Genomic DNA, 24,236 nt, shown 5'->3' with positions numbered 1-24,236 from the left:
ATGAAGAAGAAAATCAAGAACAAATAACTTTAATTGATGAAAATCATGAAGAAGAAAATCAAGAACAAATAACTTTAATTGATGAAAATCATGAAGAAGAAAATCAAGGACAAATAACTTTAATTGATGAAAATCATGAAGAAGAAAATCAAGAACAAATAACTTTAATTGATGAAAATCATGAAGAAGAAAATCAAGAACAAATTAGGCTTGAATCTTTAAAAACTTTAGAAAATTTAGAAGAAACAAATTGTGAATCAAATTACTTAAAAATTTCTAATAATAATGAAGTCTTTAATACTAAACAAGATTCTAATCAAGTAAATCAATATATTGAAACCCCAAAATTACCACTACCTAATATTAAAAATTTAAGAAAATGGATTAATAAAGATAAAAAAGCTAGTTAGTTTTTTACATCATACCTGGCATACCCATTCCACCCATGCCACCCATACCTGGCATACCCATTCCACCCATACCTGGCATACCCATTCCACCCATACCTGGCATACCCATTCCACCCATACCTGGCATACCCCCCATGCCTCCCATTGGATCTCCACCTGGTCCTCCTGGGGCTGCGGCTTCAGGCTCTGGAATGTCAGCAATCGCAACTTCTGTTGTGAGGAGCATAGCTGCAATAGATACTGAATCTTGAAGAGCTAATCTTATTACTTTGGTTGGATCTAATATTCCTGAATCTTTTAAATCCTCATATTTTCCTGAATTAGCATTGAAGCCTTTGTTAAGTCTTTTAATTTCAGCGACAACTACATCACCATTAAAACCAGCATTTTTTGCTATTTGTTTAGTAGGTTCCAAAAGGGCTTCTTTGACTATATTTATCCCTGTTCTTAAATCATCGGAAGATGTTTGACTTAAATTTAAAAGGTCATCTGATATTTCAATTAAAGTTTGTCCACCTCCAGAAACTACACCCTCTTCAATAGCAGCTTTCGTAGCATTAAGAGAATCTTCGATTCTTAACTTTTTGTATTTCATTTCTGTTTCTGTTGCAGCTCCAACTTTGATAAGTGCTACTCCTCCAGCTAGTTTTGCTATCCTTTCGTTGATTTTGTCCTGATCATACTCTGAGTCTGTTATATCAACTTCTCTCTTTAATTTTTCTACTCGCGCTTTAACCAAATCTTTAGTGTCTTCGAAGGCAACAATTGTAGTTTTGTCCTTCGTGATAGTTATTTTTTTTGCTTTGCCTAAATCATTAATCGATACTTTATCAAGTGTCATCGATTTATCTTCACTAATTAACTTAGCTCCAGTAAGAATAGCAATATCTTCAAGGGCGGCTTTTCTTCTCTCGCCAAATAACGGAGCTCTTACGGAAGCTACGTTTAACACTCCACTATTCTTATTCAAAACCAAGGTGGTTAAAGCCTCTCCTTCGATATCTTCAGCAAGAATTAGAAAAGGTGAGCCTGATTTCTGAATTTCTTCAAGTATTGGAACCAGATCAACTAAAGTTGAAATTTTTTGATCAGTTATTAATATTTTAGGATTTTCAAGTTCACAAACTTGTCTTTCTTGGTCTGTTACGAAATATGGAGAACTATAGCCTCTATCAAAAGACATCCCTTCAGTTATATCTAATTCTGTATCTAGTGATTGAGATTCCTCAACAGTTATTACGCCATCCGAAGTGACAATATCCATTGCCTTCGAAATTATAGATCCAATTTCTTCATCACCTCCAGCACTAACTGTTGCAACTTTTTGAATATCAGAACCACTTAATGAAATACTTTTGGAACTTAATTTTTCTAGAACAAAAGCCAGGCCTACCTCCATACCTTTTTTTAACTCCGTAGGACTGGCACCAGAAGCAATATTTTTTAATCCCTCTTGAACCATCTTCTGAGTCAAAATGGTGGCTGTTGTTGTTCCATCTCCTGCACTCTCTTTTGTCTTGGATGCAACTTGCTCTATTAATTTCGCACCCAAATTAGAAATAGGGTTCTCAATCTCAATCTCTTTAGCAACTGTGGACCCATCTCTAACTATATCTGGTGAACCAAATTTTCTATCTATTACTACGTTTTTTGCCTTTGGCCCAATAGTAACCTTTACCGCATTAGCTACGAAATTTACACCTTTTTCTAGCGCTTCTCTTGATTCATTAGAAAAACTTAACTGTTTAGCCATGTTTACTCGATCTTTAGTCTTATTCTAATCTCCCATATAATCATTTTTAAGGGATATTTAATTAAGTGGGGAAAGCCGAATTTCTTTTAATTAGTCATACAAATTAACTCAAATAAGAGTATCTTTAAGTTATGGAAGAAACAAATAATCTTATTTTTACTCTTACCGCAATCCTCGCGATTGCTATGACACTGATATACTTTCCTTTAAGATTTTTCTTGACATTAACTGCTAGAAGTCGAAGACTAAGACTTTTACAAAAAATTAGAAGGTTGAGAGATGAATTAGGCCAGCCTTATGAAAGTACATAAACTAAATACTCATACCCCCGTCTATACTGATTGTTTGCCCTGTAATGTAACTTCCTGCATCACTTGAAACTAAGAATGACACTAAGTTTGCAATTTGAGTACAACTTCCTAATTTCCCTAAAGGAATAACTTTTAGAATCTCTTCAGTATTAAGTTTTTCAGTCATCTCTGTTTCTATAAAGCCTGGAGCTATTGCATTAACGTTTATACCTCTTGAGGCAAATTCTTTAGCGCAAGTTTTGGTAAATCCAATAACCCCAGCTTTGGCTGCAGAATAATTTGCTTGACCAGGATTACCAATTATTCCAACAACAGATGAAATATTTACGATGCTACCACTTCTTTTTTTCATCATAAATTTTGAAGCATATTTTGTACAAAGAAAAACTCCTTTTAAGTTTGTATTTAGTACATCATCCCATTGTTCCGATTTCATTCTCATCAATAGTCCATCTCTAGTAATTCCAGCATTGTTAATGAGGATATCAATGGTGCCATTAATTTTGATTATTTCTTCAAAAGCTGAACTGACAGAATCTTCTTTTGAAACATCAAATTTTAATTTATGAGCTTTACCTCCCGAATTTTTTATTGAATTTACAACTTCTTCAGCTTTTTCATCAGAAGAAGAGTAATTAATAAAAACTTCTGCTCCTAATCGGCTTAGTTCTAAAGCAATTTCTTTACCAATTCCTCTGCTAGCTCCAGTGATTAAAGCAACTTTGCCTGATAATGAATCTGTATTGGACATTATGAAATTTTATAATTTTCAATCGTAGTACTATTTGTGTAAAGATATTGCTTTTATTTATAATTGTCTAGAAAATATTAAGACCTTCTATTGTGCACTTTTTAATACCAGCTGCAGGGAGCGGTAGCAGAATGAAAGCTGGAAAAAATAAATTACTTATTGATTTAGAGGGAGAGTCTTTGATTTATTGGACACTTAAATCTGTATTTTCTGCAAGCTCAACAAATTGGGTTGGAATAATTGGTCAACCGAAAGATAAAAATTTATTATTAAATTCAGCAAAGGATTTTGCCCATAAAGTTCATTGGATTAATGGTGGTGACACCAGACAACAGTCAGTTTTTAATGGTTTAGAAGCGTTACCAAAAGATGCTGAAAAAGTTTTAATACATGATGGTGCTAGATGTCTAATTAATCCTGAATTGATAGACCTTTGTGCAAAGGAATTAGATGAAAATGAAGCTGTAATTTTGGCTACTAAGGTAACTGACACTATAAAGATTGTTGATAATGAAGGTTTTATTAAAGAAACACCAGATAGAAATTATTTATGGGCAGCGCAAACTCCTCAGGGCTTTTTAGTAGATAGATTAAAAAAAGCTCATAAGATGGCAATTGATAAAAACTGGAAAGTCACAGATGATGCCTCTCTATTCGAAATGCTTAATTGGAAAGTGAAGATTATTGAAGGAACTTATTCAAATATAAAAATTACATCCCCTATAGATTTGAAAATAGCAAAACTTTTTGTGAAGAACCCCTAGTTAAAAAGGTTTATCGATACTAAGAATGCCATCATCACCATTTAAGGTGGCTTCGTATCCTAAAGGAATGCAAGCATTTCCCGATATGTGGCCTATTGGGAGGTCAAAAAGAATAGGGAAATCAAACTCTTGGAGTCTTTCAATAATGCAGTTTTTTAGTAAATCTTTCCATTCAAGGTCGCAGGAATCATTAGAAAAACTTCCGAATCCAATACCAGCAATTTCAGAAAGTGTTTTAGTCATTCTGAGGTAAGTCAACATGCGATCAATTTTATATATATCTTCATTAATATCTTCAAAAATTATTATTTTTCCTTTGCAATCAGGAAAGTGATTAGTACCAACTAAAAAAGTAGCAATAGTTAAGTTAGAAACGATAATTTCTCCTTTAGCTTTTCCAGCTCTTAAAGGAATTCCTCTTATGTCCTCAACATATCCCTCAAAAAGTAAATTTCTTAATCTCTCAAGACTCCACTCTGGCTCATTGAAAAGGCCAGTAACCATTGGCCCATGAATAGAACCTATAAATCCTTGAGAATATTTAGATAGTAATAAAGAACATGTATCTGAGAATCCAAGCATTAAGCCATGCTGCCAAGAAGGTTCTTTTTCTAAAAGTCTTGCTGAACCCCAGCCTCCTTTTGCAAAAATGATTAGCTTACTATTTTGTGCTTTTTCCAGTTCTTCAAATCTAGTTAGATCATCACCTGCAAAATAACCAAATTTTTTTGATAGAGAATTATTTTCATTAATTTCCAAGCCCCAGTTTTTTAAGATTTCTATGCCTTTTTGAAAATTTTCGTCTTCATCAATAAAGGAGCCTGGAGCTAAAATATCTATTAGATCCCCTTTTTTTAATCTAAAAACCATATTTAGAATTTATGAGGCAATAATAATTGCTAATAAAAGGACTCCTCCATAAATTGATTGATTTTTGAAGTGATTCCCAATATTTTTTATTGATTGCTTTTCCTCAGGAAATACTTTTAGTATATCTCTCTGCATTAAGATTAACGTTGTAAGCCAAATTGGCCAAAAAATAAAATCCATTTGATTAATAAATCCGCATAATGCGAGAAAACAAGAAGTTAAAAAATAACAAATTTGAATAGTTATTCTTGTTTTGTTCTGGAGGTTAACAGCGGAACTATTTATTCCAATTTTGATATCATATTTTTTATCTGCTAAAGCATAAATAGTGTCAAAGCCAAAAGTCCAAAAAATAGTAGCTAGCCAGCAAAATAATAAAACAATACTATTTAAATTGCCTTCATTTGCGGCCCAGGGAATTAAGACAGCAAAACCCCAGCATATGGATAAGATTAATTGAGGATATTTAAACCATCTTTTGGCAGAAGGATAAATTAAAATAATAGGTAAAGCTAAAAAAGCGAGTGAAATGGAAAGAATTCTTCCAGGCTGAGGTAGTGACAAAGTTAAAAAGAAGCTACATAAAATTAAAAAGAAAAGAATTGAATAAGCTGTTTTAAGACCGATTTTATTTGCAGCTAGCGGTCTATTTTTTGTCCTAATAACTCTTTGATCAATTTTTTTGTCCCAAATATCATTAACCACGCAGCCTAATCCACTTACTAGTAGTCCTCCCAGTATTATTCTTAGCAACATTAAAAATGTTGGATTAGCATCTGGGGTTAAATATAAACTCCATCCAGCAGGAATAAGTAAGATTATTCTTCCAGTCGGCTTATTCCACCTTAATAATTCAAAAAAAGTAATTAATTTAATTTGTCGATTTTTATTTTGCATATGAACTATTGTATATTTCATAACTTTAAATAATCTTACTAGGATTAAATGATTTCTATTATTTAATAATCATTCTTGGGTATATTTATTAATGGATTAAAGATATCTGCATCTTATAAAAAGAAATGATACTGAAACAAGATTTAAGATATTTTCAAGAAAAACAAATTTTATTAGCTTCTATAGATATTGGAACTAACTCTACACATATCTTGGTAGCAGAAATTAATCTAGAATTAAAATCATTTTCAATAAAATTCACTGATAAATCAACCACTCGTCTTGGAGAAAGAGATGAGGAGGGTAATCTTACTGAAGAATCAATCCAAAGAACATTAGTTACTCTTAAGCGATTTAAGGAATATTGTAAAAGTAATGGAGTAAAACAAATAGTAACAGCAGCAACAAGTGCAGTTAGGGAAGCTCCAAACGGTCAAGATTTTATTAGAAGAGTTCTTGATGAAACTGATATTCAAATAGAAATGATAAGTGGTTCTGAGGAAGCCAGATTAATTTACCTTGGTGTTCTTTCTGGCATGGCTTTTGAAGATCAGTCTTTTGTAATCATAGATATTGGAGGAGGATCTACAGAATTAATACTTGCTGATAAAAAAGATGCTATAGCTCTTACCAGTTCGAGAATTGGTGCGGTAAGACTTAAAAATGATTTTTTAAATAAAGAGTCTATAAATTCAGAAAGATCTAGTTTTCTAACAACTTTTATTAAAGGATCTTTAGAACCATCTGTTCGAAAAATAAAGAGTAGATCTAAGGGAGATAAGACTTTATCTATGATTGCAACCAGTGGCACTGCAACCTCATTAGGAAATTTGATTTCAGATGATTTGGGAGAATCTAAACAAAAGTTGCATGGTTATAAATTTAAAAGGGAAAATTTACAAAATGTATTGGAAAAACTAATTAAATTGCCATTTTCGGAAATCAAGAAAATACCTTCATTAAGTGAGAGAAGAGCAGAAATAATTGTTCCAGGAGCATTGATATTAAACACCGCAATGGAGATGTTGAACTTTAATGAATTAACTATAAGTGAGAGGGCGCTCAGAGAGGGTTTAGTTGTTGATTGGATGCTTCGTAAAGGGATAATAAAAAACGAGTTAAATATTCAAAGCAATATTAGAAAAACAACCATAGTTCATCAGGCCAGAAAGTTTGGCGTAGATAGTACAAGAGCTGAGAAAGTTATCGATATTGCCTTTCAAATCTACGATCAGACTAAAAATATCTTTCATAGCGATAATGACCCTAAAGCCAAAGAACTTCTTTGGGCAGCCTCTAATCTTTATAATTGTGGGAAATACGTAAATATTAGTTCCTACCACAAACACTCTTGGTACTTAATAAAAAATTGTGAGTTGTTAGGATATTCTGAAGCAGAAACAAATATTATTGCTTCTATCGCCAGATACCATAGGAAGAATCTACCAAAGAAAAGACATGAGTCTTGGCAAAATTTAATATCCAAAGAGGATAAAACATTAGTGCTTGAAATGTCATTGATTTTGAGATTAGCAGCATCACTAGACCAAAGGCCTGAAAAGGTAATCTCCTCTATTAAGGTAAAATTTCTTAAAAATATTATTACGTTTGAACTTGTACCATTAAATAAAAATCATGAGCTTCTCCTTGAAAAATGGAACTTAGGATTATGCTCTAATGCAATAAAACAACTAAAGAATTTGGATTTAAAAGTTATTTAGTTCTTTTTTATAAGTTCTTGTTTTAGGAGCTGATTCTGAAAAGACTCTGATAATAAATTAAAAATTAAGGTAGAGGCGATTAGTCCAAGGAGGCCTGAAATTAAAATAAATATTCCGAAACCTATTGGATTCAGTTTCTTAGATTGTTTAGATTTATCATTCTTTGTAGGAACTGCCTCAACTATTTCTTCAATTTTTACTTCTCCCCTCTCTGTATTTAGTTCATCCATTATAAATTTTGTATCAAGTTTCAACTTCTGTGAAATCCTGCGAATCATTGCTTTGATAAATACTTTTTCAGGTAGTTTTTCTTCATTGCCTTCCTCTATGGCTTTAAGTTGGTGAGCCCCAATTTTTAAATCAGAAGCCAATTCTTCAATAGATTGATCTCTACTTAACCTTGCTTCTTTAATAAAATTTCCAATTCTCATTAAAGAGGAATTTTCTTTTTTATTATTTTCTTCTGTAAAAGATTTTATTTCTTCCAAAACAATTAAATTTTTTACTAATTATAGTTATTAATATTTTTCTATCAACTTTAATATTATTTATTTCTAAAGAGATGTCTATAAGATGGATTATAGAGATTAGACCTATTTTGAGAATTACTAATTGCTGGGCTAATTATGTAAATAGTTGTTCTAATTAATTTTTTATCAATAGAGAATTTTTCCATATCTTTTAATTCTATTAATGATGTCCAACCATCATCCCAAGATACTCTGAATCCAACAATCACTTTAGTCTCTGGGGGATAAAACTGTAGCAAAGTTTCTTGAGATTTTTTTACATGCCTAGCACTTAGATAAAGACATAGAGAGGAATTGTGTTTAGCAAGATCTTTTAAAGATTCTTTCTCAGGCATGCATGTTCGCCCTCCCGCTCTAGTTAAAATTATTGTTTGGGTTATGTCAGGTACAGTCAGTTCTGCCTCATGATAAGCTGCAGCTATTTGAAAAGCACTAACTCCAGGAATCACTTCGATTTCAATTTTTTCTTTTTTTAAAATTTCGATTTGTTCTTTAATTGCTCCAAAAAGACAAGGGTCTCCATCATGCAACCTTACAACAGTTTTGCCTGCATGAAATTTTTTTATCATAACTAAGGTGATTTGCTCTAACGTTAGTGAACTCGTTTTTATTTTTTCAGTTCCTTCTTTAGAAAAATCTAAAATCTTTTCAGGAATTAGAGAATCAGTCCAAATAATGACATCTGCAGATTTTATCTTTTTTAATGCTTTTAATGTTAATAACTCTGGATCACCTGGACCAACTCCAATAAAGCATATTTTTTTATCCATTCTTTCTATTTTTAATATTATTTGTTCTTAATCTTAAAAAAAATATCCCAATTAATCCAGAAGAAAATAAAAAAATACTTACAAATTGTGCCATTCTTATCCCGCCACTACAGAAAGGTGGAAGTCCACCAATACATAGAGGGTCAGTTCTTAAACCTTCAATCCAGAATCTTCCAAAGCTATAACTTATCAAATAAAGACAGCTAATAAAGCCAGGTCTGACAAAATCTGTTTTGTTTTGTTTATTAAAAATAAAAATGAGGAGTATAAAAATTAAAAGATTCCACAATGACTCATAAAGAAATGTAGGATGAAAAAATTTGTAATTAATAAATTCTAAAGGCCTATTTTGGATAGGAATAAATAATTTCCAAGGCAAATTTGTTGGGACCCCAAATGCCTCATTATTGAAAAAATTCCCCCATCTTCCTATAGATTGTCCAAGAATAATTGAGGGAATTAATATATCTAAAAAGGTTTTTAAATGAATGTTTTTTGACTTGCAGAAATAGATAATAGATAATAATCCTCCAATAAGACCTCCATGTATGGCTATACCTCCCTCCCAAACTGCTAGAAAAGATGGTATTTGAAACGTGTTATTGAATAGCTCTAAATAAGTAAAAAATTTATCCCCACTATATTGTCTCCACTCAAAAATTACGTAATAAGCTCTTGCTCCAATTATTGAAGAAATTGTTAATGATGGTAGTATCTCATTTATATACTCTGGGTTAAGATTCCTTGATGAAGCAAGTTTTTTAGAAATAAATATGCCTATTAAAACTGAAATAGAAATAAGAAAACCATACCACTTAATAGTTAAAAAACCTAAATTTAAAAAATTTTCCCCTGGAGATTGTATAAAAGCTTGAAATGTAAGCATTTAAAAGAAAGTTAAATACCCTCTGCTGCTTGAACTTTTTCTACCTGTTTTTTCTTTAATACTAGAAGTATTTGAGTTAAACCTACACCAATAAAAAATGCAATTAATCCAATAACTCTGTAAGGACTCTGAAGTACAACTTCAGCATCTAGTTGCCCAAAGCCGCCAACGTTCGGATCATTTGTAAGAGGGTCCCCTGCATTAATTTTGTCCTGTGCTTTTACTATAAGTTGAGGACCAACAGGTACAGCCTCAGTAGTGATTTCACCATTCTCTTTTTCTATATTGATTTGATAGCTCCCATCCTCAATAGTGTCTATTGAATTAATAGTACCAGTGGTGGTTGATGTAAATAATACATTATTGCTTTTATCTCCAGTTGGATAAACTTGACCTCTACCCCTATTACCTCCGATATGTAATGAGTATTTCCCATAGTGATATTCTTTGTTTGTGGAAGGATCAGGGGAAAGTACAGGGAAAACTATTTCTTTATTAGTATCGCCAGGTAAAGGACCAACAATGATGATATTGTCTTTCTCTTCACTGTAATTAGTGAAATATACGCCTTCTGTTTCTTCTTTAATTTCTTCACTCCATCTTTCCTGAGGAGCAAGTTTGAAGCCATCAGGCAGCATAACAACAGCACCAACTTGTAAAGGAACTTCAGAACCATCCGCTCCAATCTCTTTTAAGTCATTTTTGTAAGGTATTTTGACAACAGCTTTGAAAACGCTATCAGCACCAACGGATTGTGGTACCTCTGCAATAGTGGGCATTTGAGCTAGATGACAATTCGCACAGACTATCTTTCCTGTAGCTTCTCTTGGGGATTCATAGTTTTGCTGAGCCCAAAATGGATAAGCAAAAGTGGTCTTAGGATAAAATATAATGCTCGAAATGAAGAGGAAAGTACAGATAAATAAAGTTGTTCTTTTCATGATTTGTCTCTTAAGATTATTCATTTTTTTTATGCCCACCAAGGATTTTCATTAGTTCTAAAGTCAGTTTCTGACCACTGTTTGACAAGTACAGCATCATCTTCAATATCAACATGAGCTAGCGCTAAAGATAAAGGAGCGGGACCTCTTACTACTTTCCCGTTGGTATCATACTGACTGCCATGGCAAGGGCATATAAATTTATTAGCACCACTATCCCAAGGGACAACACAACCTAAATGAGTACAAATTGCATTTAAACCAAAATCTCCTATCCCCCCACTTTCATTAACAATTAAATAAGTTGGATCTCCTTTAAGACCTTGTACTAAGCTTCTGTCTCCTGATTGATGGGTCGCCAACCAACCTGTCTTAGTAATTGGATTTCCTAATTCATCTTTAGCAGAAGTTCCACCACCACCACCACCTGCTCTAAGAGGCATGAAATAATTTGCTACGGGGTAAAGGGCTCCTAAAGCTACACCAGTTGCAGTACCAAATGTAAGAAGATTCATAAATTGCCTTCGACCCATTGAAGGAACATCATTGGAACTTAATTGAGTCATTCGCTACTTGGTTCTGTTATTTATTAGTTATTATGGATCAAATTGTACAATTTCTGTTGCAAATAGATAGGACTTTTAATAATTTAAAGTAAAAGTTTTGGAAGTATTTTAATTGTTTCAAATGAAACCATTACTAGTAGATGAAGTTATTCATTATTTGATTCATCGCTGGGGTAAGAAATATGACTTTAGACTCTTTAAAAGAGGAAAATATGTCTATTTCCAGATGATGTGGGGATTCCTTGGACAGGAATCATTTCCTTTAAATGAAGTTGAATATGAAAAATCCATAGCTGATAAAATCGAGATTTTAAATAGATGTGGATATTCAGAGGAAGTAAGAGAATGGCTAAAAAAAGTCAATGCTAGACCAAGGTTGGGAAGAGCTGTCAGCTTGCAATTAATTATCAATGAGAAGATGAAAGAGTTTTTGATTTAAGATTTTCTGATAAGTAAGTTAATCCAGTACCCACAAAAAATAAAAATATAATAGATATGGATAGCAATGACATTGTTAATGGGTCTGTAGAAGGGGTAATCACTGCAGATAAAATTGCTGAGGAAATCACAACTATTCTCCAGTTCGAAATCATTTTCTGTGTAGTAATTATTCCAAGTGAACCAAGAATAAATTGTAATACTGGCAATTGAAAAGCTATTGCAGTGCTAGACATTAGTAAAAGAACAAAATCAAAATATCGTTCTATTGACCACGTTGGTTCAACAATGTCAGCACCGAAAGTAATAAAGAAATTTATGGCTGCGGGAACTAATATCCACCATGAAAAAATTAATCCTAAAAAAAATAGAAGACCTGAGCCAAAAACTGCTGGCAAGATAAGGCTTTTTTCTTGTTTTGTTAATCCTGGGGAAATAAATAATATTATTTGATAAAAAATATAAGGTATAGAAACTATTAATCCGCTATAACCTGCAACTTTAATGGCGACAAACAAAAACTCTCCCGGAGCAAGTTGCAGTAAATGTATATCACCAGCTGGAATTTCTAAAAAAGAAATTAATGGCTTTATTATTAAAAAACTGAAAAATATTGAAATAAGTATTGAGAAAATTGAGTTAAGTATTCTTTGACGAAGCTCCTCTAAGTGATCACTAAAGGTCATCGAATCGGATGATTTATTTTCACTATGAACTGCACCTTTCATTATTGTTTAATAAAATTTTTAAGATAAGGGTTTAAAAATAGTTTCTCCACAGTCCAATTTTATTTTTTGGTGTATTTAATTATTTGCTTAACTTTGGATTAGTTGGATCTGGTAATAAGAAAGGAGGGGCATCATTTAAAGAGGATTCGCCGTAAGTTTCATATTCTCTGTACCCCCCCATTTTCCCATTTGTTTTCATTAGAGCGCTTACGAAGGCAAGTAATAAGAAAACGGTCGGGGCTCCAATAATTAATGCAGCACCAAATAAATATCCAACAATAAATTCTGGAAAACTATGATTTCCTAAAAATTCATGAGTACCCAAAAGAAAATCAAGCATTTAGATTTAAAAATTTTTTTTATTATAAACTAAATTAATGTTTTAAGATTTTTTTTAATGTAATCTTCTCCTCTTGTAGGATTTCCCCACATAATCTCTACATTTTTAAAGGAAACGCATCCAGGTCCTCCTTTTTTTATTTTTTGTAAATCTTTAATCTTTACTAAGTTAATAGGAACTTTAAAGTTTCTTTTTGCCTTACTAAATAAAGCAGCCAAGTCGGCAGCTATTTGAAGATCTTGTTCAGATGCTGCTCGCGATGAGGACTTTAAAACTACGTGACTTCCTGGGGATTCCTGAGCATGAAACCATAGATCGCCTTTCTTTGAGAACTTAAAACTTATTAAATCATTTTGCCTCATATTTCTACCTACCTGAAGCTTCAATCCTGTGGGAGTGTTAACTTGTATTGGGGAGGATCGTTTCTCAGATTTACTTTTCTTATCTTCTCTTTGCCTATTGAGATTAATATTAAACTCGTTACAAAGTTCTTCCAGAATTTCTTCTAGGATTTTGATCTTCATAGAAAGTTCTTCATGAGATAAAGAATTAAGATTTTCTAGAAGCATAGTGAATTCATCTAATCTATCTATATTGGTCTTGTAAATATTTAGTCTTTCTTTTATTAACTCTCTAGATCTTTTTAGCTTTTTTGACTTTTTATATAGTTTTTGTCCTCTAATAATATCTTGTTTTGTAATTTCATTTTTAGTAAATATTTTGTCAGCCTTTTCTTTATAAACCTCGTAGTTTTCTGACTTTGACAGGAGATCATATTGAACATTTAAATTCTTTTTCTCAATATTCATTTGTTTGAAAATTTTTCCATCAATTTTCTTTACTAACAATTCAAGTTTTTTTTGCTTTAAATGAAAATCATAATAATTTTCTAAACCGGTGCATAAATCTATTTTATTTTCACACTTAATTTCTTTATCTAAAAACCAAACGGAATAATAAAATTTATTAAATAGTGAAAAATTAAAGTTATTGTTTTTAAACCTATTTATCCAGATCTTCCAACTTTTAAAGATCTCCTTTAAGTTCGCTTCGCTGATGAAATCAATATTTTTCCCCATTATTTCTGAATCGTTAGTATTACTAAAGATCTCTAATTGTTTCGTTAATATAGGACTTACTCCTTGGTAAGAATTTATTAAACAGTATTTCAAAGACTCTGGTACTGTCGAAATTGATTCTTTCCATGATTGAAAAGACTCGTTTTCTCTAGGTTCTTTTTTGAGATTAATTGGTGGGTCAGAATAAATATATCCTGTTGAAATTGTTCTAAAACTAGATTGGCTTGAGTTAATTTGTTTCCCTACTGCGATTATTTTGTATTTATTATCCAAATAAAAAATATTACTATGTTTTCCCATTAACTCAAAAATTAAATACTTGCTAATTTCATCTCCAGGTTTTTTTGCAAAGCCAAATTTTATTACTCTTTCGAAATCATCTTGATTAATCGAAATTAATGCCATGTATTTTAATCCGTATCTTATTTGTTTAGAGAGTGTGCTTTCTCTCCCAATCTTTTCTGGCTTATTTATCTTTAGTATTCTGGGAGAGTCCCCATTCCATGAAACTTCCAACCAAGTTTGAGAATCAACTCCTCTGAAACATAATTGAATTGTATTAGGTTCAGGTTGTTGGGCAGTTTCAAACTTTGTAGGTAAAATATTCTTTGATAAATAATGCAAGACAGATCTAATCGATGTAATATCCATTATCTGAGGTACACTTTTTTGCATTATTTCTTTTTAATTCACAAGGTTTTTATTTTACTGTAAAAAATTTAATATGAAAAATCAAAAAAAACTCATTATCATTACTGGACCTAGTGGAGTAGGTAAAGGAACTGTCGTCAAAGAAATATTAAGTAAAGATAAAAATATTTGGCTCTCAATATCTGCAACTACAAGAGAACCAAGAAAGGGAGAGAATGAGGGGAAAAATTATTACTTTCTGAATCAAGAAAAGTTTAAAGAAATGATTAAACAAAACCTTTTTCTTGAATGGGCACAATTTGCTGGAAACTATTATGGAACTCCTTTATCTTCAGTTAATGAGAGAATTAAAAAGGGATTTACAGTATTACTTGAGATTGAAGTGGAGGGTGCAAAACAAATAAAAGAAAAGTTCCCGGATTCTCTTTCAATATTTTTACTACCTCCTAATAAAGCTGAGTTAGAGAGAAGGATAAGAAATAGGGGTACAGAAAAAGAAGAGGCAATTAAAAAAAGACTCTTAAGGGCTAATTATGAGATTTCAGCATCAAATCAATTTGATTTTGAATTAACAAATCACAATGTTGATGAAACAGCGAATAGAATAATCAAGCTAATCAAATAAGGACTATTTTGATTCTTATCAGCTCATTGGATGGAATAATAAATCTGGGAAGAACCTATTAAATTCAATAATTATTCCAGCTGTTAGAGTTAGCCAAATTGCTGCAACTACTGGTGCAGATCTAACAAATTTTGTGCTTAAAATTTTGAACATTTGTTTGTAAGAAAGTTTTTAAAGATTTTTAGCGTGGGCCATTAAGTGTAATATTATTATCCTTCTCCCTTAAATCACCATTTTTCCCCTGCTTATTAGCAAGAAGAGGCCATTGCGCACCTTTCATAAGACATTTTCTAGCTAAGTCTAGATCAATAATAATCTCAAGATCTGCTGGATTCTTAGTCTTTTTTGATTCAATTAGATATTCTCTGCCTGACCAACCTATGATTCCAGCAATGTAAATAAACAATACACCAGGAATAAGTAAATCGCCTTCATGCCCTCTATTTAAAAAAGCTCCCCAAGGCTCAAGAGGAGGTCCAATAATTAAATGTGGAAGGCCATCATCTCCACAGGATGCTTTGCCATACCTTTCAAATCTTGCGATATCTTTTTGAGTAGTAGCAGAACTTGCTCTCTCCATGAATTTGGGATTTTCAGAGCATTTTGTGAGGGCTGATGCAGTATATTCTGTGCTTGCTCTGTCGCGGTTTAAAGCTGGCCCATTGGCTGCTAAAACAGTGGGAGTAATTCCTAGAAACAGAAAAACTGCGGTAATGATTGAAAAAAAGAATTTCATAAGTTGCAATCTTTAATTCCTTATAGTGTGTTAAGTAAGAAATTAATATTAAAATAGAACAAGTTGAATCAAATATGCGTAAAGTTTTAGCTATTGAAACAAGTTGTGATGAGACATCTGTCTCTATAGTCTCTAATATTGGCGATACTTTTAAAATTCATTCAAACATTATTGCATCTCAAATTAAAGATCACTCAAAATGGGGAGGAGTTGTTCCAGAACTTGCAGCTAGAAAGCACTTAGAGTTATTACCTTTTGTTTTGGAAAAGGCATTAAAAGAATCAAAATTTAAAATTGAAGAAGTTGATTTTATTGCATCAACGGTAGCTCCTGGATTAGTTGGGTGTTTACGAGTTGGCTCTATAACTGCAAGAGCACTTTGTAGTTTACATTCAAAACCATTCATGGGAGTTCATCATTTGGAGGGACATTTATCTTCAATATTATTTTCAGAAAACTATCCAAAGAAATCTTTTCTTACGTTACTTGTTAGTGGAGGACATACTGAATTGATTAAGGTTGATGAGAGAAGGCGAATGCAAAAACTGGGAAAGAGTTTTGATGATGCCGCTGGAGAGGCTTTTGATAAAGTTGGAAGATTACTAGGTCTTAGTTATCCAGGTGGACCTGCAATTGAAAAGATTGCTAAAAATGGAGACCCTCTGAAATTTAATTTACCAAAATGCAGGATTTCAGATAAAAAGGGTGGATTTCTTAAATATGATTTCTCTTTTAGTGGTCTAAAAACTGCTGTATTAAGATTGGTTGAGAAGATAAATCTTGATGGTAATTCCTTGCCAGTTCATGATATTGCGGCAAGTTTTGAGAGAGTTGTGGCGGAGGTATTAGTAGAGAGAACTATAAAATGTGCAAAAGATCATAGCTTGGATAATGTTGTTGTAGTTGGGGGTGTGGCAGCCAATAATACATTAAGAAAAATGATGATTAGTGAAGCTAGTAAAAAATCTATTAAAGTTCATTTAGCTCCCCTTAATCTTTGTACAGATAATGCGGCGATGATTGGAGCAGCGGCCTTGTTCAGGATTAAATTTAAGGAACATTTGAGTTCTCTTAAATTAGGTGTCTCGGGAAGACTCTCAATTGAACAAGCAAATACCCTTTACGAAGAAAATCCTCCTTTCTAACTCCAATGAACAAACAACCTAAAATCGAAATTAAAGAAACAAAAAACTTAGTTGATAAAAAGGAACTTAATTTATGGAAAAGAGGTTTTACACCTCAAGCTGAAATATGGAATGGAAGGATGGCAACTATCGGTATAGGAATAATTTTTGTTATTGTCGCCCTACTAAGCCAATTTTCTTAATAGAAATCAAATTAATTTTTCTTGAAAGTGGTTTTGAGTGATTTTAAAAAATTAGTGTTGTTCAGCTGATTAAATAAGTTAAAAAGTATTGTATTTCATGGACTTGCGATAAGATTATTGATTTAATCAAAATAATTAATATTTTTATTATTTATAAGTTTATATGACGCCTGAAAGGCTGGGGTTACTTTGGGGAATAACTGTATTCGCAGGTGCTTGTGCACGATTATTTTCGTCTTTTACAGGATTCCCAAGTGTTGTTATTTTATTGCTTTCTGGATTATTCATCGGAAGATCAGGCTTAGGACTTGTTGAGCCTTTAGATCTTGGACAAGGGCTTGAAACTATTGTAGGTCTTTTAGTTTGCTTAGTTTTATTCGAAGGGGGACTAAATTTAAAACTGCCTGAGGGGAATATAAGAAATACTGTTTTGAAAATTTCATTAGTAAGACTTTTTATTTCATTATCAGCTGGAATTTTTATTGCTCATTGGCTGGCAGGACTTTCATGGCAAGTCGCAGGAATATATAGTGCCATAGTTCTCGCTACTGGTCCAACAGTGGTCTCTCCATTAGTTGAACAAATACAATTAGCTTCTCCTCTTTCGGACGTTTTAAAAGCTGAAGGGTTGTTACTTGAACCAATTGGAGCAGTACTAGCATTATTGCTTTTAGAATTATCTTTAGGGGACCTGCGTGGGATTAACGATGTCTTTATTGCATTAATGCAAAGATTAGGTGGCGGAGTCTTAATCGGGTTAAGTGCAGGATGGTTACTATCAGAAATTTTAAAAAAAATAAAAAATGAAGCCTCATTTGGTATAGAGCTTCAAGTCACCCTTGGATTTATTTTTCTTGTGTATGGAATTTGTGAATATTTTTTGCCAGAATCAGGATTGCCTGCTTCTGTCGCGGCAGGTTTTATTGTAGGTAAAAGAGAAGTAATAGATAAGGAGAGATTGGATAATCTAATAGGTGAACTAGCTCAATTAGCAATAACAGTTCTTTTCCCTCTTTTGGCAGCTGATGTTTCTTGGGGTGAATTAAGTCCTTTAGGTTGGGGAGGGGTTGTTTGCGTTTTTATGTTGATGGTGATTGTTCGTCCTATCTCTATCTGGATAGCAACAATGGGAAGAGAATTAGACTTAAAAGAAAAAGTATTTTTAGCTTGGTTAGCACCAAGAGGAATTGTTACCGCTGCGGTAGCCTCTCTTTTTTCTATCAGATTAGAACAGGCTGGTATCCTCGGAGCTGGACGTCTTCAAGGCTTAGTGTTTCTTACTATATTAATGACAGTAGGAATCCAAGGACTTTCTGCTAAACCTTTGGCTAATCGGTTTGAATTGGGTAAAAAAAATAATTTAGATTGATTTAAGACATCTTTCAATCCGCAATATATCACTTTTACTCTCTGAGAAAAGTTCCCAACTTTGTATTAAATCTGGCCCACTGAGGGAACCAAAAAAAGCTACTCTTAATGACTTCATTAAAATCCCTTTTTTAATATTATGAATTTTTGAGATCTCGTTTATTATTTCTTTGGCTTCCTCTTTATCTAGTGTTGCCGTATTTTGCTTAATTAAATAATTTAAAATTAGTTTAAGAGATGTCTTGCTATGGTTGTTTTCGAGAAAATCTTGACCTTCTTTTTGAATTGGAGGTAATAAGAAAAATGGTTTTGATTCATCAATGGCGTCTTTTAAAAGGGTCATGGAGTCTTTAATCAAAATTACTAATTTAATAGCCCATTCTTCAGATGGCGGCTCCCAACCCATATTATCCCAGCATCTCCTTATGATCTCACTTAACTTAACTGATTCCATATTTTTTATGTATTGAGAATTAATCCAGTTGAGTTTCTCCCAACTGAATTTAGCTCCAGCTTTATTTACATCAGATAAGTCAAAGATTTTAGATATCTCATCCAGTGAAAGTATTTCACTCTCTGCAGATTTTGGTGACCAACCTAGAAAGGCCATGTAGTTTGCTAAGGCCTCAGGTAAATATCCCATATCTCTAAATTCGTCGATTGAAGTAACGCAATCTCTCTTAGATAATTTTTTCCCTTCACTATTTAGTATTAGTGGAGTATGTGAAAACGTTGGCAGTTTAAAATCTAAGGCTTTATAAATCAATATTTGTTTCGCAGTGTTAGAAATGTGGTCTTCTCCCCTTACTACATGAGTGATATTCATGAAATTATCATCAACTACAACTGCAAGATTATACAAAGGATCTCCAATTTCATATCCAATAGCCCTTCTTGATAAAACTAAATCACCTCCCAAGTCCTTACCTTGCCATTTGATTTTACCTCTTATCTGATCTTCCCATGAGATTTGTATTTTTTCCTCAATCTTGAACCTTATTACGGAAGTCCTTCCTTGGGATATAAATGTTTCTATTTTTTCTTTTGAAAGATTTCTGTGTCTATTATCGTGCTTTGGAGGTAATCCTTTCTTTTTTTGTTCCTCCCTTAATTCGGAAATTTCATTTTCTGTAGTAAAGCATCTATATGCAGTTCCACACTCTAATAGCTTTTTGATGTATTTTTTGTGAATAGAAATTCTGTCACTTTGCTTTATAGGTTCTTCATCCCATTTAAGTCCAAGCCACTTCAAGCCCTCTAATATGTTTTTTGTGTATTCAGATTTTGATCGAAGAAAATCTGTATCTTCTATTCTGATAAGAAACTTTCCACCTATTTTTTGTGCATACAACCAGTTGAATAATGCTGTTCGAGCTGTCCCAATATGTAATAAACCTGTTGGACTAGGGGCTAATCTTAAACGTTTTTCCAAATTTTTTTTAGAAAAAACGGGACCGACGGGATTCGAACCCGCAACTTCCGCCGTGACAGGGCGGTGCTCTAACCAGTTGAACTACGGTCCCATAGTTTTGTTCTAATTTTACTTAGAACTTCATTCTTAAAATTATCAGATCATAATACTTAAATAATGTTGTTGTAATAAAAAAAATTTATTAATTTGAGGATTTACAGAAATAGTTAACTTTGGGGCAGCCTTAAAACACTATTTATTTTTGAGGTCTAAATCCAGCAGGTTCTATCAACCTAACTTGGTTGCCTCTTGCAGTAAATTCTCTGCCTTGGTCACTTTGTACGACAACTCTTCCACCAGACTTCACTCTGATGACTCTTGCACGAACCCATCCTAAAGCTGCTGATTCTAGGACTTTAACTACGTCCCCGGGTTGAAGATCTAACTCCATCTTATGAAAAAAAATGATTTACATAATGTTGATCAAACGCGTCGTGGAGGACTTGAACCCCCGACATCAGGTTTTGGAGACCTGCGTTCTACCAACTGAACTAACGACGCTTTTAAGTGATTATAGGCGCCTTTGTGACCAATAAGTCGATTAATTTACAACTTTATCGATCAAAGCGTTGTTTTACGCGAGTAGCTTTTCCTACTCTATCTCTTAGATAGAATAATTTAGCTCTTCTTACTTTACCTCTACGTTCAACTTTTAGAGAGGCAACCTGTGGACTATGTAGCATAAATACTCTTTCGACGCCTATACCCTGGAAAATTCTTCTGACTGTAATAGTTTGGTTCATCCCTCCATGTCTTTTTGCTATGACAACACCTTCATAAGGTTGGACTCTTTCTTTATTACCTTCTGTAATTTTTACACCAACTTTAACAGTGTCCCCAACATAAATTTCAGGTAATTCTTTTTTTAATTGTTCATTCTCAAATTCTTCAATAAGATTGGAAATGTTTATAGTTTTTGTAGTTTTAGAAACCAAGTCTTTTTCTTTTTTTTCAACTCCCACATCGATTGATCCGTCAGTTTTAATGTTGGTTTCTAATTCATTTTCTTGTTTCTCTTTGGCCATTTTGAACATTTTTACCTTACAAGTTTTATATCTTAACCTTTTGACTCACCTTTAGTAACCTTTTTGGTAAATGAAATTGTTTTTGAAAACATTTGGAATCCCGTTATAAGCATCCATAAAACCCCAAGCGAATTTAATAAGACATATATTAATTCTCCATTATCTCCAAGCCATGCGCCCTCATGGAGCGACATTAACCAGTGAACTTGGTCTCTAGAGTAGCCTAATAAATCTTTTGAAACCCTATAGAGAAGCCTGTAATTGAAGATAAAAATAATGGAAGAAAAACCCAAGGAGCCAAAGCCTTATGAAATTGCCTAGAATTAAATAAAAAATTCATTCCTGTTTTCCATTGTTATTGATAGATTTAAGATAGCCAAGACTCTAATGGCTATTTTGATGATATTTATCTATTTTTATTATTTATTCCAATGAAACATTTTGCAGATCTTTTATTAAATAAAAATAATTCCAAAACTAATGATCAAGTTCCTTTTATCCAAAGAAGCAGAGGAATTGAAATAAAATCTGCACGTGAAATAAATTTGATGAAAAAATCTAGCAGGATAGTAGCAACAGTTTTGAGGGAAATTAATGACTTAATTGAACCGGGAATGAGCACAAAAGATTTAGATGATTTTGCAGAAAAGAGGATAAAAAGTTTTGGAGCTGTTCCAAGTTTTAAGGGCTACCATGGTTTCCCCTCTAGTATTTGTTCTAGTATTAATAATGAAGTGGTTCACGGTATACCAAATAAAAATAAAATAATCGAAAATGGTGATTTAGTAAAAATTGATACTGGAGCGTATTTAGATGGCTTCCATGGGGATAGTTGTATATCAATTTGTGTAGGAGAAGTTAGTTCTAAGACTCAAAATCTTAGTGATGTAGCTTATAAAGCTTTGTATGCGGGACTCTCGAAAATCAAGGCAGGGAATACACTTCTCGATGTGGCTGGTGAAATTGAAGATATTGTTTTAAAAAATGGCTTTAGTGTTGTTGAAGACTATACAGGTCATGGAGTTGGAAGAAATCTTCACGAAGAACCATCGGTATTTAATTTTCGGACAAAAGAATTGCCCAACGTCGTCCTTCGTGAAGGAATGACATTAGCTGTGGAACCTATTGTTAACGAAGGGACTAAATTTTGTAAAACATTAAATGATAGATGGACCGTAATAACAAAAGATGGAAAATTATCAGCACAATGGGAGCATACAATAGTTGTTTTAAAAGATGGTATTGAAATATTGACAGATAGAGATTTCTAGACGCTAAGATTTGTATTTATAGATAATTTGGCAATACAAAAAATTAAAAAATTCCTTCAGTGGGAAAACTAAGTAAGTTAAAGGGTTTGGACTAACTATTATTAAGTAACTTTTTGAATTAGCTAAATCATAAATCTTTTTAGACACAAATTTGGGACTCATAATTCCAATAGGATTCAGTTCTGATTTAAAAGGCCCTAAGATGATTTTTTTTATAATTAATTTTTCCTTAGTATCTTTGTCCAGAAGATTTTTTTTGAAGGAAACTAGTTGACCAATAAGGGATTTACTAATCTCATATGACGGATTTAGTGCTGGTAATATTTCTGCTTCAGATGTGTTTATCCAAATCTCTTTTTTTGTTAATGAATCATTTGTTCGGGCAATATCTTCAAATAAATTTATAAACTTGAATTTGCTTAATGCATTTATTTCGATTGAATTTTCATAATTAATATTTTCCCTGCTTAGATTATAAATGCCGTGGTTCAAAATTAAAATATCTATCTTCTTTAAATGCTTTTTTAATTTTGATTCTTTCCCACATTCCCATTTAATCCATTCATTAGGAGATTCAAGATTCACTTCAGTATCAGTTTCACTATGAGTAAATCCAATCACTTTATATCCTTTATGACGAAATAATTTCGTTAGTTCTTTCCCTAGCGAGCCGGAAGCTCCAGTAATTCCAATAGTTGTCTCTTTTTTTATTGAATTTATCATTTTGTCTGAATTTGATGAATTACCGAAGAAATAAAATAAATTTACCAAAAAAAATATTTATTTATTTAATTAAAACTCATAAATAAATATTTGTTTAGTTCTAAAAAAAATATTATCTTGAACCTATGGATAAATAATTTTACTTAATTATGAGCAATATATTGTTAATTGGTTCATGTGAGCCATTTAGTGGTAAGTCTGCATTGGTGCTTGGAATAGCAAAAAGGCTTTTACAGGAGAAAAAACAAGTACGTATTGGTAAACCATTGGCAACATGTATCGAACTTACTAATCTACCTTCAATGTCTTATGAAGGGTTAATAGATGATGATGTTAAGTTTATAGGATCTACACTAAATATCGAAGAAGAGAATTTAATTTCTTCAGTAGGATTATTGGATAATATATCAGCTGAAAAAAGAATATCTAATAAAGATTTACTTCCTGGCAAAGGTTTTGATCAAATTGAGGGATTGGTTAATGATGATTTTAAAGGATTGAATATTCTAGAAGCGGCTGGAAGTCTTCATGAAGGGATGATTTATGGTTTAAGTCTCCCGCAACTAGCTGAGAGTTTAAATGCGAAAGTCTTAATTGTGAATTTATGGGAAGATTGCAAAAGCGTAGATGCATTACTTAATGCGAAAAAGCAATTAGGAGAGCATTTGGCTGGAGTGGTATTAAATGCAGTTCAGCCTCAAGAAGTCGAAAAAGTAAAAAATGAAATAATACCCTCCCTTAAAGAATTGAATATTGAAGTATTTGGAGTTATGCCTAAATCACCACTTCTAAGAAGCGTCACCGTTGGTGAGCTTGTAAGAAGATTAGATGCCCAAGTAATTTGTTGTCCTGAAAAAGATCAATTACTTGTTGAAACATTAAGTATTGGTGCAATGGGTGTGAATTCTGCAATGGAATTTTTCAGAAGAAGACGAAATATGGCTGTAGTTACCGGAGCTGACAGAACTGATATTCAACTTGCGGCTTTGGAAGCTTCAACTCAATGTCTTATTTTAACTGGATTGGGGGACCCTCTGTCACAATTGATTCATAGAGCGGAGGAATTAGAGGTCCCAATTTTAAAAGTAGAATTAGATACTCTTGCTTCCGTAGAAATTATTGAGCAAGCTTTTGGTCATGTCAGAATACATGAATCAATTAAAGCTTCTTATGCTGTTCAATTAGTTCAGGAGCATGTAAATCTAAAAAGAATTCTAGAAAGCATAGATTTTCCCTGCAATTTTTCAGATAAATGCTAATTTCAAATATAGGAACTATTTTATT

30 protein-coding genes and 2 tRNA genes are annotated in these 24,236 nt (G+C 32.6%); 11 read left to right on the top strand and 21 right to left on the bottom strand.

What is annotated here, in order from left to right; genetic code table 11:
* The coding region (locus EU92_RS10185) for a hypothetical protein (RefSeq protein WP_032523549.1) at positions 1-410 on the top strand (410 nt) is incomplete at its 5' end.
* A gap of 4 nt (positions 411-414) precedes the next feature.
* Here EU92_RS10185 and groL read toward each other — a convergent pair.
* Positions 415-2,163: a chaperonin GroEL gene (groL, locus tag EU92_RS04675; protein WP_032523442.1), complete on the bottom strand. Its 1,749-nt coding sequence runs from the start codon at positions 2,161-2,163 to the stop codon at positions 415-417.
* 131 nt (positions 2,164-2,294) lie between these two features.
* Between groL and EU92_RS04680 the strand changes: the two genes are divergently transcribed.
* Positions 2,295-2,474 (top strand): hypothetical protein, encoded by a 180-nt coding sequence (locus EU92_RS04680; RefSeq protein ID WP_032513967.1) that lies wholly within the window; start codon positions 2,295-2,297, stop codon positions 2,472-2,474.
* 1 nt (position 2,475) lies between these two features.
* On the opposite strand, the gene fabG is transcribed toward EU92_RS04680, so the two are convergent.
* Complete coding sequence (gene fabG / locus EU92_RS04685; RefSeq protein ID WP_032513966.1) at positions 2,476-3,225, bottom strand: 3-oxoacyl-[acyl-carrier-protein] reductase; 750 nt, start codon at positions 3,223-3,225, stop codon at positions 2,476-2,478.
* A 92-nt stretch (positions 3,226-3,317) separates the two neighbouring features.
* Here fabG and ispD point away from each other — a divergent pair, with 92 nt between their 5' ends.
* Positions 3,318-3,989: a 2-C-methyl-D-erythritol 4-phosphate cytidylyltransferase gene (gene ispD / locus EU92_RS04690; protein WP_032513965.1), complete on the top strand. Its 672-nt coding sequence runs from the start codon at positions 3,318-3,320 to the stop codon at positions 3,987-3,989.
* Here ispD and EU92_RS04695 read toward each other — a convergent pair whose 3' ends face one another.
* Positions 3,990-4,859: an LD-carboxypeptidase gene (locus EU92_RS04695; RefSeq protein WP_032513964.1), complete on the bottom strand. Its 870-nt coding sequence runs from the start codon at positions 4,857-4,859 to the stop codon at positions 3,990-3,992. It abuts the gene before it with no gap.
* Positions 4,860-4,868: 9 nt separating this feature from the next.
* Positions 4,869-5,777, bottom strand: a complete 909-nt coding sequence (locus tag EU92_RS04700; RefSeq protein WP_032523548.1) for a 4-hydroxybenzoate polyprenyltransferase — start codon at positions 5,775-5,777, stop codon at positions 4,869-4,871.
* 104 nt (positions 5,778-5,881) lie between these two features.
* Between EU92_RS04700 and EU92_RS04705 the strand changes: the two genes are divergently transcribed.
* Complete coding sequence (locus tag EU92_RS04705) at positions 5,882-7,477, top strand: Ppx/GppA phosphatase family protein (RefSeq protein ID WP_032513962.1); 1,596 nt, start codon at positions 5,882-5,884, stop codon at positions 7,475-7,477.
* Here EU92_RS04705 and EU92_RS04710 read toward each other — a convergent pair.
* The 5 genes from EU92_RS04710 to petC are packed head-to-tail and all read right to left on the bottom strand — an operon-like array spanning position 7,474 to position 11,170.
* A complete protein-coding gene (locus tag EU92_RS04710; protein WP_032513961.1) occupies positions 7,474-7,965 on the bottom strand; it encodes a helix-turn-helix domain-containing protein in 492 nt (163 codons plus the stop codon). The genes EU92_RS04705 and EU92_RS04710 overlap by 4 nt on opposite strands.
* 56 nt (positions 7,966-8,021) lie before the next feature.
* On the bottom strand, positions 8,022-8,777 hold the full coding sequence (gene cobM / locus EU92_RS04715) for a precorrin-4 C(11)-methyltransferase (protein ID WP_032513960.1): 756 nt from the start codon (positions 8,775-8,777) through the stop codon (positions 8,022-8,024).
* Positions 8,770-9,663, bottom strand: coding sequence for a prolipoprotein diacylglyceryl transferase (lgt, locus tag EU92_RS04720; protein ID WP_032513959.1), 894 nt, complete (start codon positions 9,661-9,663; stop codon positions 8,770-8,772). Before lgt ends, cobM begins: the two co-directional genes overlap by 8 nt.
* Before the next feature lie 11 nt (positions 9,664-9,674).
* Positions 9,675-10,604, bottom strand: coding sequence for a cytochrome f (petA, locus tag EU92_RS04725; protein ID WP_241432562.1), 930 nt, complete (start codon positions 10,602-10,604; stop codon positions 9,675-9,677).
* A gap of 29 nt (positions 10,605-10,633) precedes the next feature.
* On the bottom strand, positions 10,634-11,170 hold the full coding sequence (gene petC / locus EU92_RS04730; RefSeq protein ID WP_032513957.1) for a cytochrome b6-f complex iron-sulfur subunit: 537 nt from the start codon (positions 11,168-11,170) through the stop codon (positions 10,634-10,636).
* A 121-nt stretch (positions 11,171-11,291) separates the two neighbouring features.
* Between petC and EU92_RS04735 the strand changes: the two genes are divergently transcribed.
* Entirely contained in the window at positions 11,292-11,609 is a 318-nt protein-coding gene (locus EU92_RS04735) for a DUF3067 family protein (RefSeq protein WP_032513956.1), read from the top strand.
* Here EU92_RS04735 and tatC read toward each other — a convergent pair.
* From tatC to EU92_RS04750, 3 genes are all read right to left on the bottom strand, one after another.
* A complete protein-coding gene (tatC, locus tag EU92_RS04740) occupies positions 11,578-12,336 on the bottom strand; it encodes a twin-arginine translocase subunit TatC (RefSeq protein ID WP_032513955.1) in 759 nt (252 codons plus the stop codon). The two genes, EU92_RS04735 and tatC, sit on opposite strands and share 32 nt — an antisense overlap.
* 79 nt (positions 12,337-12,415) lie before the next feature.
* Positions 12,416-12,676: a hypothetical protein gene (locus tag EU92_RS04745; RefSeq protein ID WP_011819846.1), complete on the bottom strand. Its 261-nt coding sequence runs from the start codon at positions 12,674-12,676 to the stop codon at positions 12,416-12,418.
* A 29-nt stretch (positions 12,677-12,705) separates the two neighbouring features.
* Positions 12,706-14,406 (bottom strand): NFACT RNA binding domain-containing protein, encoded by a 1,701-nt coding sequence (locus tag EU92_RS04750; RefSeq protein WP_032513980.1) that lies wholly within the window; start codon positions 14,404-14,406, stop codon positions 12,706-12,708.
* A gap of 73 nt (positions 14,407-14,479) precedes the next feature.
* Between EU92_RS04750 and gmk the strand changes: the two genes are divergently transcribed.
* On the top strand, positions 14,480-15,031 hold the full coding sequence (gene gmk / locus EU92_RS04755; protein WP_032513954.1) for a guanylate kinase: 552 nt from the start codon (positions 14,480-14,482) through the stop codon (positions 15,029-15,031).
* A gap of 18 nt (positions 15,032-15,049) precedes the next feature.
* Here gmk and psaJ read toward each other — a convergent pair whose 3' ends face one another.
* Both psaJ and EU92_RS04760 read right to left on the bottom strand, forming a co-directional pair.
* A complete protein-coding gene (gene psaJ, locus EU92_RS0108935) occupies positions 15,050-15,184 on the bottom strand; it encodes a photosystem I reaction center subunit IX (protein WP_032513953.1) in 135 nt (44 codons plus the stop codon).
* Between the two features lie 28 nt (positions 15,185-15,212).
* Positions 15,213-15,767 carry a photosystem I reaction center subunit III gene (locus EU92_RS04760; RefSeq protein WP_032513979.1) on the bottom strand — a complete coding sequence of 185 codons (555 nt, stop codon included), beginning with the start codon at positions 15,765-15,767 and terminating at the stop codon, positions 15,213-15,215.
* Between the two features lie 74 nt (positions 15,768-15,841).
* Between EU92_RS04760 and tsaD the strand changes: the two genes are divergently transcribed.
* The 3 genes from tsaD (at position 15,842) to EU92_RS04775 (ending at position 18,463) form a co-directional block, all read left to right on the top strand.
* Positions 15,842-16,912, top strand: coding sequence for a tRNA (adenosine(37)-N6)-threonylcarbamoyltransferase complex transferase subunit TsaD (gene tsaD, locus EU92_RS04765; RefSeq protein WP_032513952.1), 1,071 nt, complete (start codon positions 15,842-15,844; stop codon positions 16,910-16,912).
* Between the two features lie 5 nt (positions 16,913-16,917).
* Entirely contained in the window at positions 16,918-17,094 is a 177-nt protein-coding gene (locus EU92_RS04770) for a hypothetical protein (protein ID WP_032513951.1), read from the top strand.
* A 163-nt stretch (positions 17,095-17,257) separates the two neighbouring features.
* Positions 17,258-18,463, top strand: coding sequence for a cation:proton antiporter (locus EU92_RS04775; protein ID WP_032513950.1), 1,206 nt, complete (start codon positions 17,258-17,260; stop codon positions 18,461-18,463).
* Here EU92_RS04775 and gltX read toward each other — a convergent pair.
* The 6 genes from gltX to EU92_RS10375 all read right to left on the bottom strand — a co-directional run bounded on the left by gltX (position 18,455) and on the right by EU92_RS10375 (position 21,152).
* A complete protein-coding gene (gene gltX / locus EU92_RS04780; protein WP_032513978.1) occupies positions 18,455-19,894 on the bottom strand; it encodes a glutamate--tRNA ligase in 1,440 nt (479 codons plus the stop codon). The two genes, EU92_RS04775 and gltX, sit on opposite strands and share 9 nt — an antisense overlap.
* Positions 19,895-19,911: 17 nt before the next feature.
* A tRNA-Asp gene (locus tag EU92_RS04785) sits at positions 19,912-19,985 on the bottom strand.
* A 144-nt stretch (positions 19,986-20,129) separates the two neighbouring features.
* A complete protein-coding gene (locus EU92_RS04790) occupies positions 20,130-20,324 on the bottom strand; it encodes a hypothetical protein (RefSeq protein ID WP_002807701.1) in 195 nt (64 codons plus the stop codon).
* A 37-nt stretch (positions 20,325-20,361) separates the two neighbouring features.
* Positions 20,362-20,434: transfer RNA gene (locus EU92_RS04795), tRNA-Trp, on the bottom strand.
* Between the two features lie 53 nt (positions 20,435-20,487).
* Complete coding sequence (rplS, locus tag EU92_RS04800) at positions 20,488-20,967, bottom strand: 50S ribosomal protein L19 (RefSeq protein WP_241432561.1); 480 nt, start codon at positions 20,965-20,967, stop codon at positions 20,488-20,490.
* A 23-nt stretch (positions 20,968-20,990) separates the two neighbouring features.
* Positions 20,991-21,152, bottom strand: a complete 162-nt coding sequence (locus EU92_RS10375) for a hypothetical protein (RefSeq protein WP_413350458.1) — start codon at positions 21,150-21,152, stop codon at positions 20,991-20,993.
* A gap of 237 nt (positions 21,153-21,389) precedes the next feature.
* Between EU92_RS10375 and map the strand changes: the two genes are divergently transcribed.
* Positions 21,390-22,229 carry a type I methionyl aminopeptidase gene (gene map / locus EU92_RS04805; protein ID WP_032513949.1) on the top strand — a complete coding sequence of 280 codons (840 nt, stop codon included), beginning with the start codon at positions 21,390-21,392 and terminating at the stop codon, positions 22,227-22,229.
* A 3-nt stretch (positions 22,230-22,232) separates the two neighbouring features.
* Here map and EU92_RS04810 read toward each other — a convergent pair whose 3' ends face one another.
* Complete coding sequence (locus EU92_RS04810) at positions 22,233-22,952, bottom strand: SDR family oxidoreductase (protein WP_032513976.1); 720 nt, start codon at positions 22,950-22,952, stop codon at positions 22,233-22,235.
* 149 nt (positions 22,953-23,101) lie between these two features.
* Between EU92_RS04810 and EU92_RS04815 the strand changes: the two genes are divergently transcribed.
* On the top strand, positions 23,102-24,211 hold the full coding sequence (locus tag EU92_RS04815; protein ID WP_032513948.1) for a phosphotransacetylase family protein: 1,110 nt from the start codon (positions 23,102-23,104) through the stop codon (positions 24,209-24,211).
* Positions 24,212-24,236: the final 25 nt, after the last annotated feature.

The organism is Prochlorococcus marinus str. MIT 9107, from assembly GCF_000759855.1.
Classification (GTDB): Bacteria; Cyanobacteriota; Cyanobacteriia; order PCC-6307; family Cyanobiaceae; genus Prochlorococcus_A; species Prochlorococcus_A marinus_N.
This window is presented reverse-complemented; position numbering and strand designations above follow the sequence as displayed.

Excerpts from the sequence above, each read along its gene's own strand:
- groL (WP_032523442.1), bottom strand. The coding sequence starts at position 2,163 with ATGGCTAAACAGTTAAGTTTTTCTAATGAATCAAGAGAAGCGCTAGAA.
- EU92_RS04680 (WP_032513967.1), top strand. The coding sequence starts at position 2,295 with ATGGAAGAAACAAATAATCTTATTTTTACTCTTACCGCAATCCTCGCG.
- fabG (WP_032513966.1), bottom strand. The coding sequence starts at position 3,225 with ATGTCCAATACAGATTCATTATCAGGCAAAGTTGCTTTAATCACTGGA.
- EU92_RS04695 (WP_032513964.1), bottom strand. The coding sequence starts at position 4,859 with ATGGTTTTTAGATTAAAAAAAGGGGATCTAATAGATATTTTAGCTCCA.
- EU92_RS04700 (WP_032523548.1), bottom strand. The coding sequence starts at position 5,777 with ATGAAATATACAATAGTTCATATGCAAAATAAAAATCGACAAATTAAA.
- EU92_RS04705 (WP_032513962.1), top strand. The coding sequence starts at position 5,882 with ATGATACTGAAACAAGATTTAAGATATTTTCAAGAAAAACAAATTTTA.
- cobM (WP_032513960.1), bottom strand. The coding sequence starts at position 8,777 with ATGGATAAAAAAATATGCTTTATTGGAGTTGGTCCAGGTGATCCAGAG.
- lgt (WP_032513959.1), bottom strand. The coding sequence starts at position 9,663 with ATGCTTACATTTCAAGCTTTTATACAATCTCCAGGGGAAAATTTTTTA.
- petA (WP_241432562.1), bottom strand. The coding sequence starts at position 10,604 with ATGAAAAGAACAACTTTATTTATCTGTACTTTCCTCTTCATTTCGAGC.
- petC (WP_032513957.1), bottom strand. The coding sequence starts at position 11,170 with ATGACTCAATTAAGTTCCAATGATGTTCCTTCAATGGGTCGAAGGCAA.
- EU92_RS04735 (WP_032513956.1), top strand. The coding sequence starts at position 11,292 with ATGAAACCATTACTAGTAGATGAAGTTATTCATTATTTGATTCATCGC.
- tatC (WP_032513955.1), bottom strand. The coding sequence starts at position 12,336 with ATGAAAGGTGCAGTTCATAGTGAAAATAAATCATCCGATTCGATGACC.
- EU92_RS04745 (WP_011819846.1), bottom strand. The coding sequence starts at position 12,676 with ATGCTTGATTTTCTTTTGGGTACTCATGAATTTTTAGGAAATCATAGT.
- EU92_RS04750 (WP_032513980.1), bottom strand. The coding sequence starts at position 14,406 with ATGGATATTACATCGATTAGATCTGTCTTGCATTATTTATCAAAGAAT.
- gmk (WP_032513954.1), top strand. The coding sequence starts at position 14,480 with ATGAAAAATCAAAAAAAACTCATTATCATTACTGGACCTAGTGGAGTA.
- psaJ (WP_032513953.1), bottom strand. The coding sequence starts at position 15,184 with ATGTTCAAAATTTTAAGCACAAAATTTGTTAGATCTGCACCAGTAGTT.
- EU92_RS04760 (WP_032513979.1), bottom strand. The coding sequence starts at position 15,767 with ATGAAATTCTTTTTTTCAATCATTACCGCAGTTTTTCTGTTTCTAGGA.
- tsaD (WP_032513952.1), top strand. The coding sequence starts at position 15,842 with ATGCGTAAAGTTTTAGCTATTGAAACAAGTTGTGATGAGACATCTGTC.
- EU92_RS04770 (WP_032513951.1), top strand. The coding sequence starts at position 16,918 with ATGAACAAACAACCTAAAATCGAAATTAAAGAAACAAAAAACTTAGTT.
- EU92_RS04775 (WP_032513950.1), top strand. The coding sequence starts at position 17,258 with ATGACGCCTGAAAGGCTGGGGTTACTTTGGGGAATAACTGTATTCGCA.
- EU92_RS04790 (WP_002807701.1), bottom strand. The coding sequence starts at position 20,324 with ATGGAGTTAGATCTTCAACCCGGGGACGTAGTTAAAGTCCTAGAATCA.
- rplS (WP_241432561.1), bottom strand. The coding sequence starts at position 20,967 with ATGTTCAAAATGGCCAAAGAGAAACAAGAAAATGAATTAGAAACCAAC.
- EU92_RS10375 (WP_413350458.1), bottom strand. The coding sequence starts at position 21,152 with ATGTCGCTCCATGAGGGCGCATGGCTTGGAGATAATGGAGAATTAATA.
- map (WP_032513949.1), top strand. The coding sequence starts at position 21,390 with ATGAAACATTTTGCAGATCTTTTATTAAATAAAAATAATTCCAAAACT.
- EU92_RS04810 (WP_032513976.1), bottom strand. The coding sequence starts at position 22,952 with ATGATAAATTCAATAAAAAAAGAGACAACTATTGGAATTACTGGAGCT.
- EU92_RS04815 (WP_032513948.1), top strand. The coding sequence starts at position 23,102 with ATGAGCAATATATTGTTAATTGGTTCATGTGAGCCATTTAGTGGTAAG.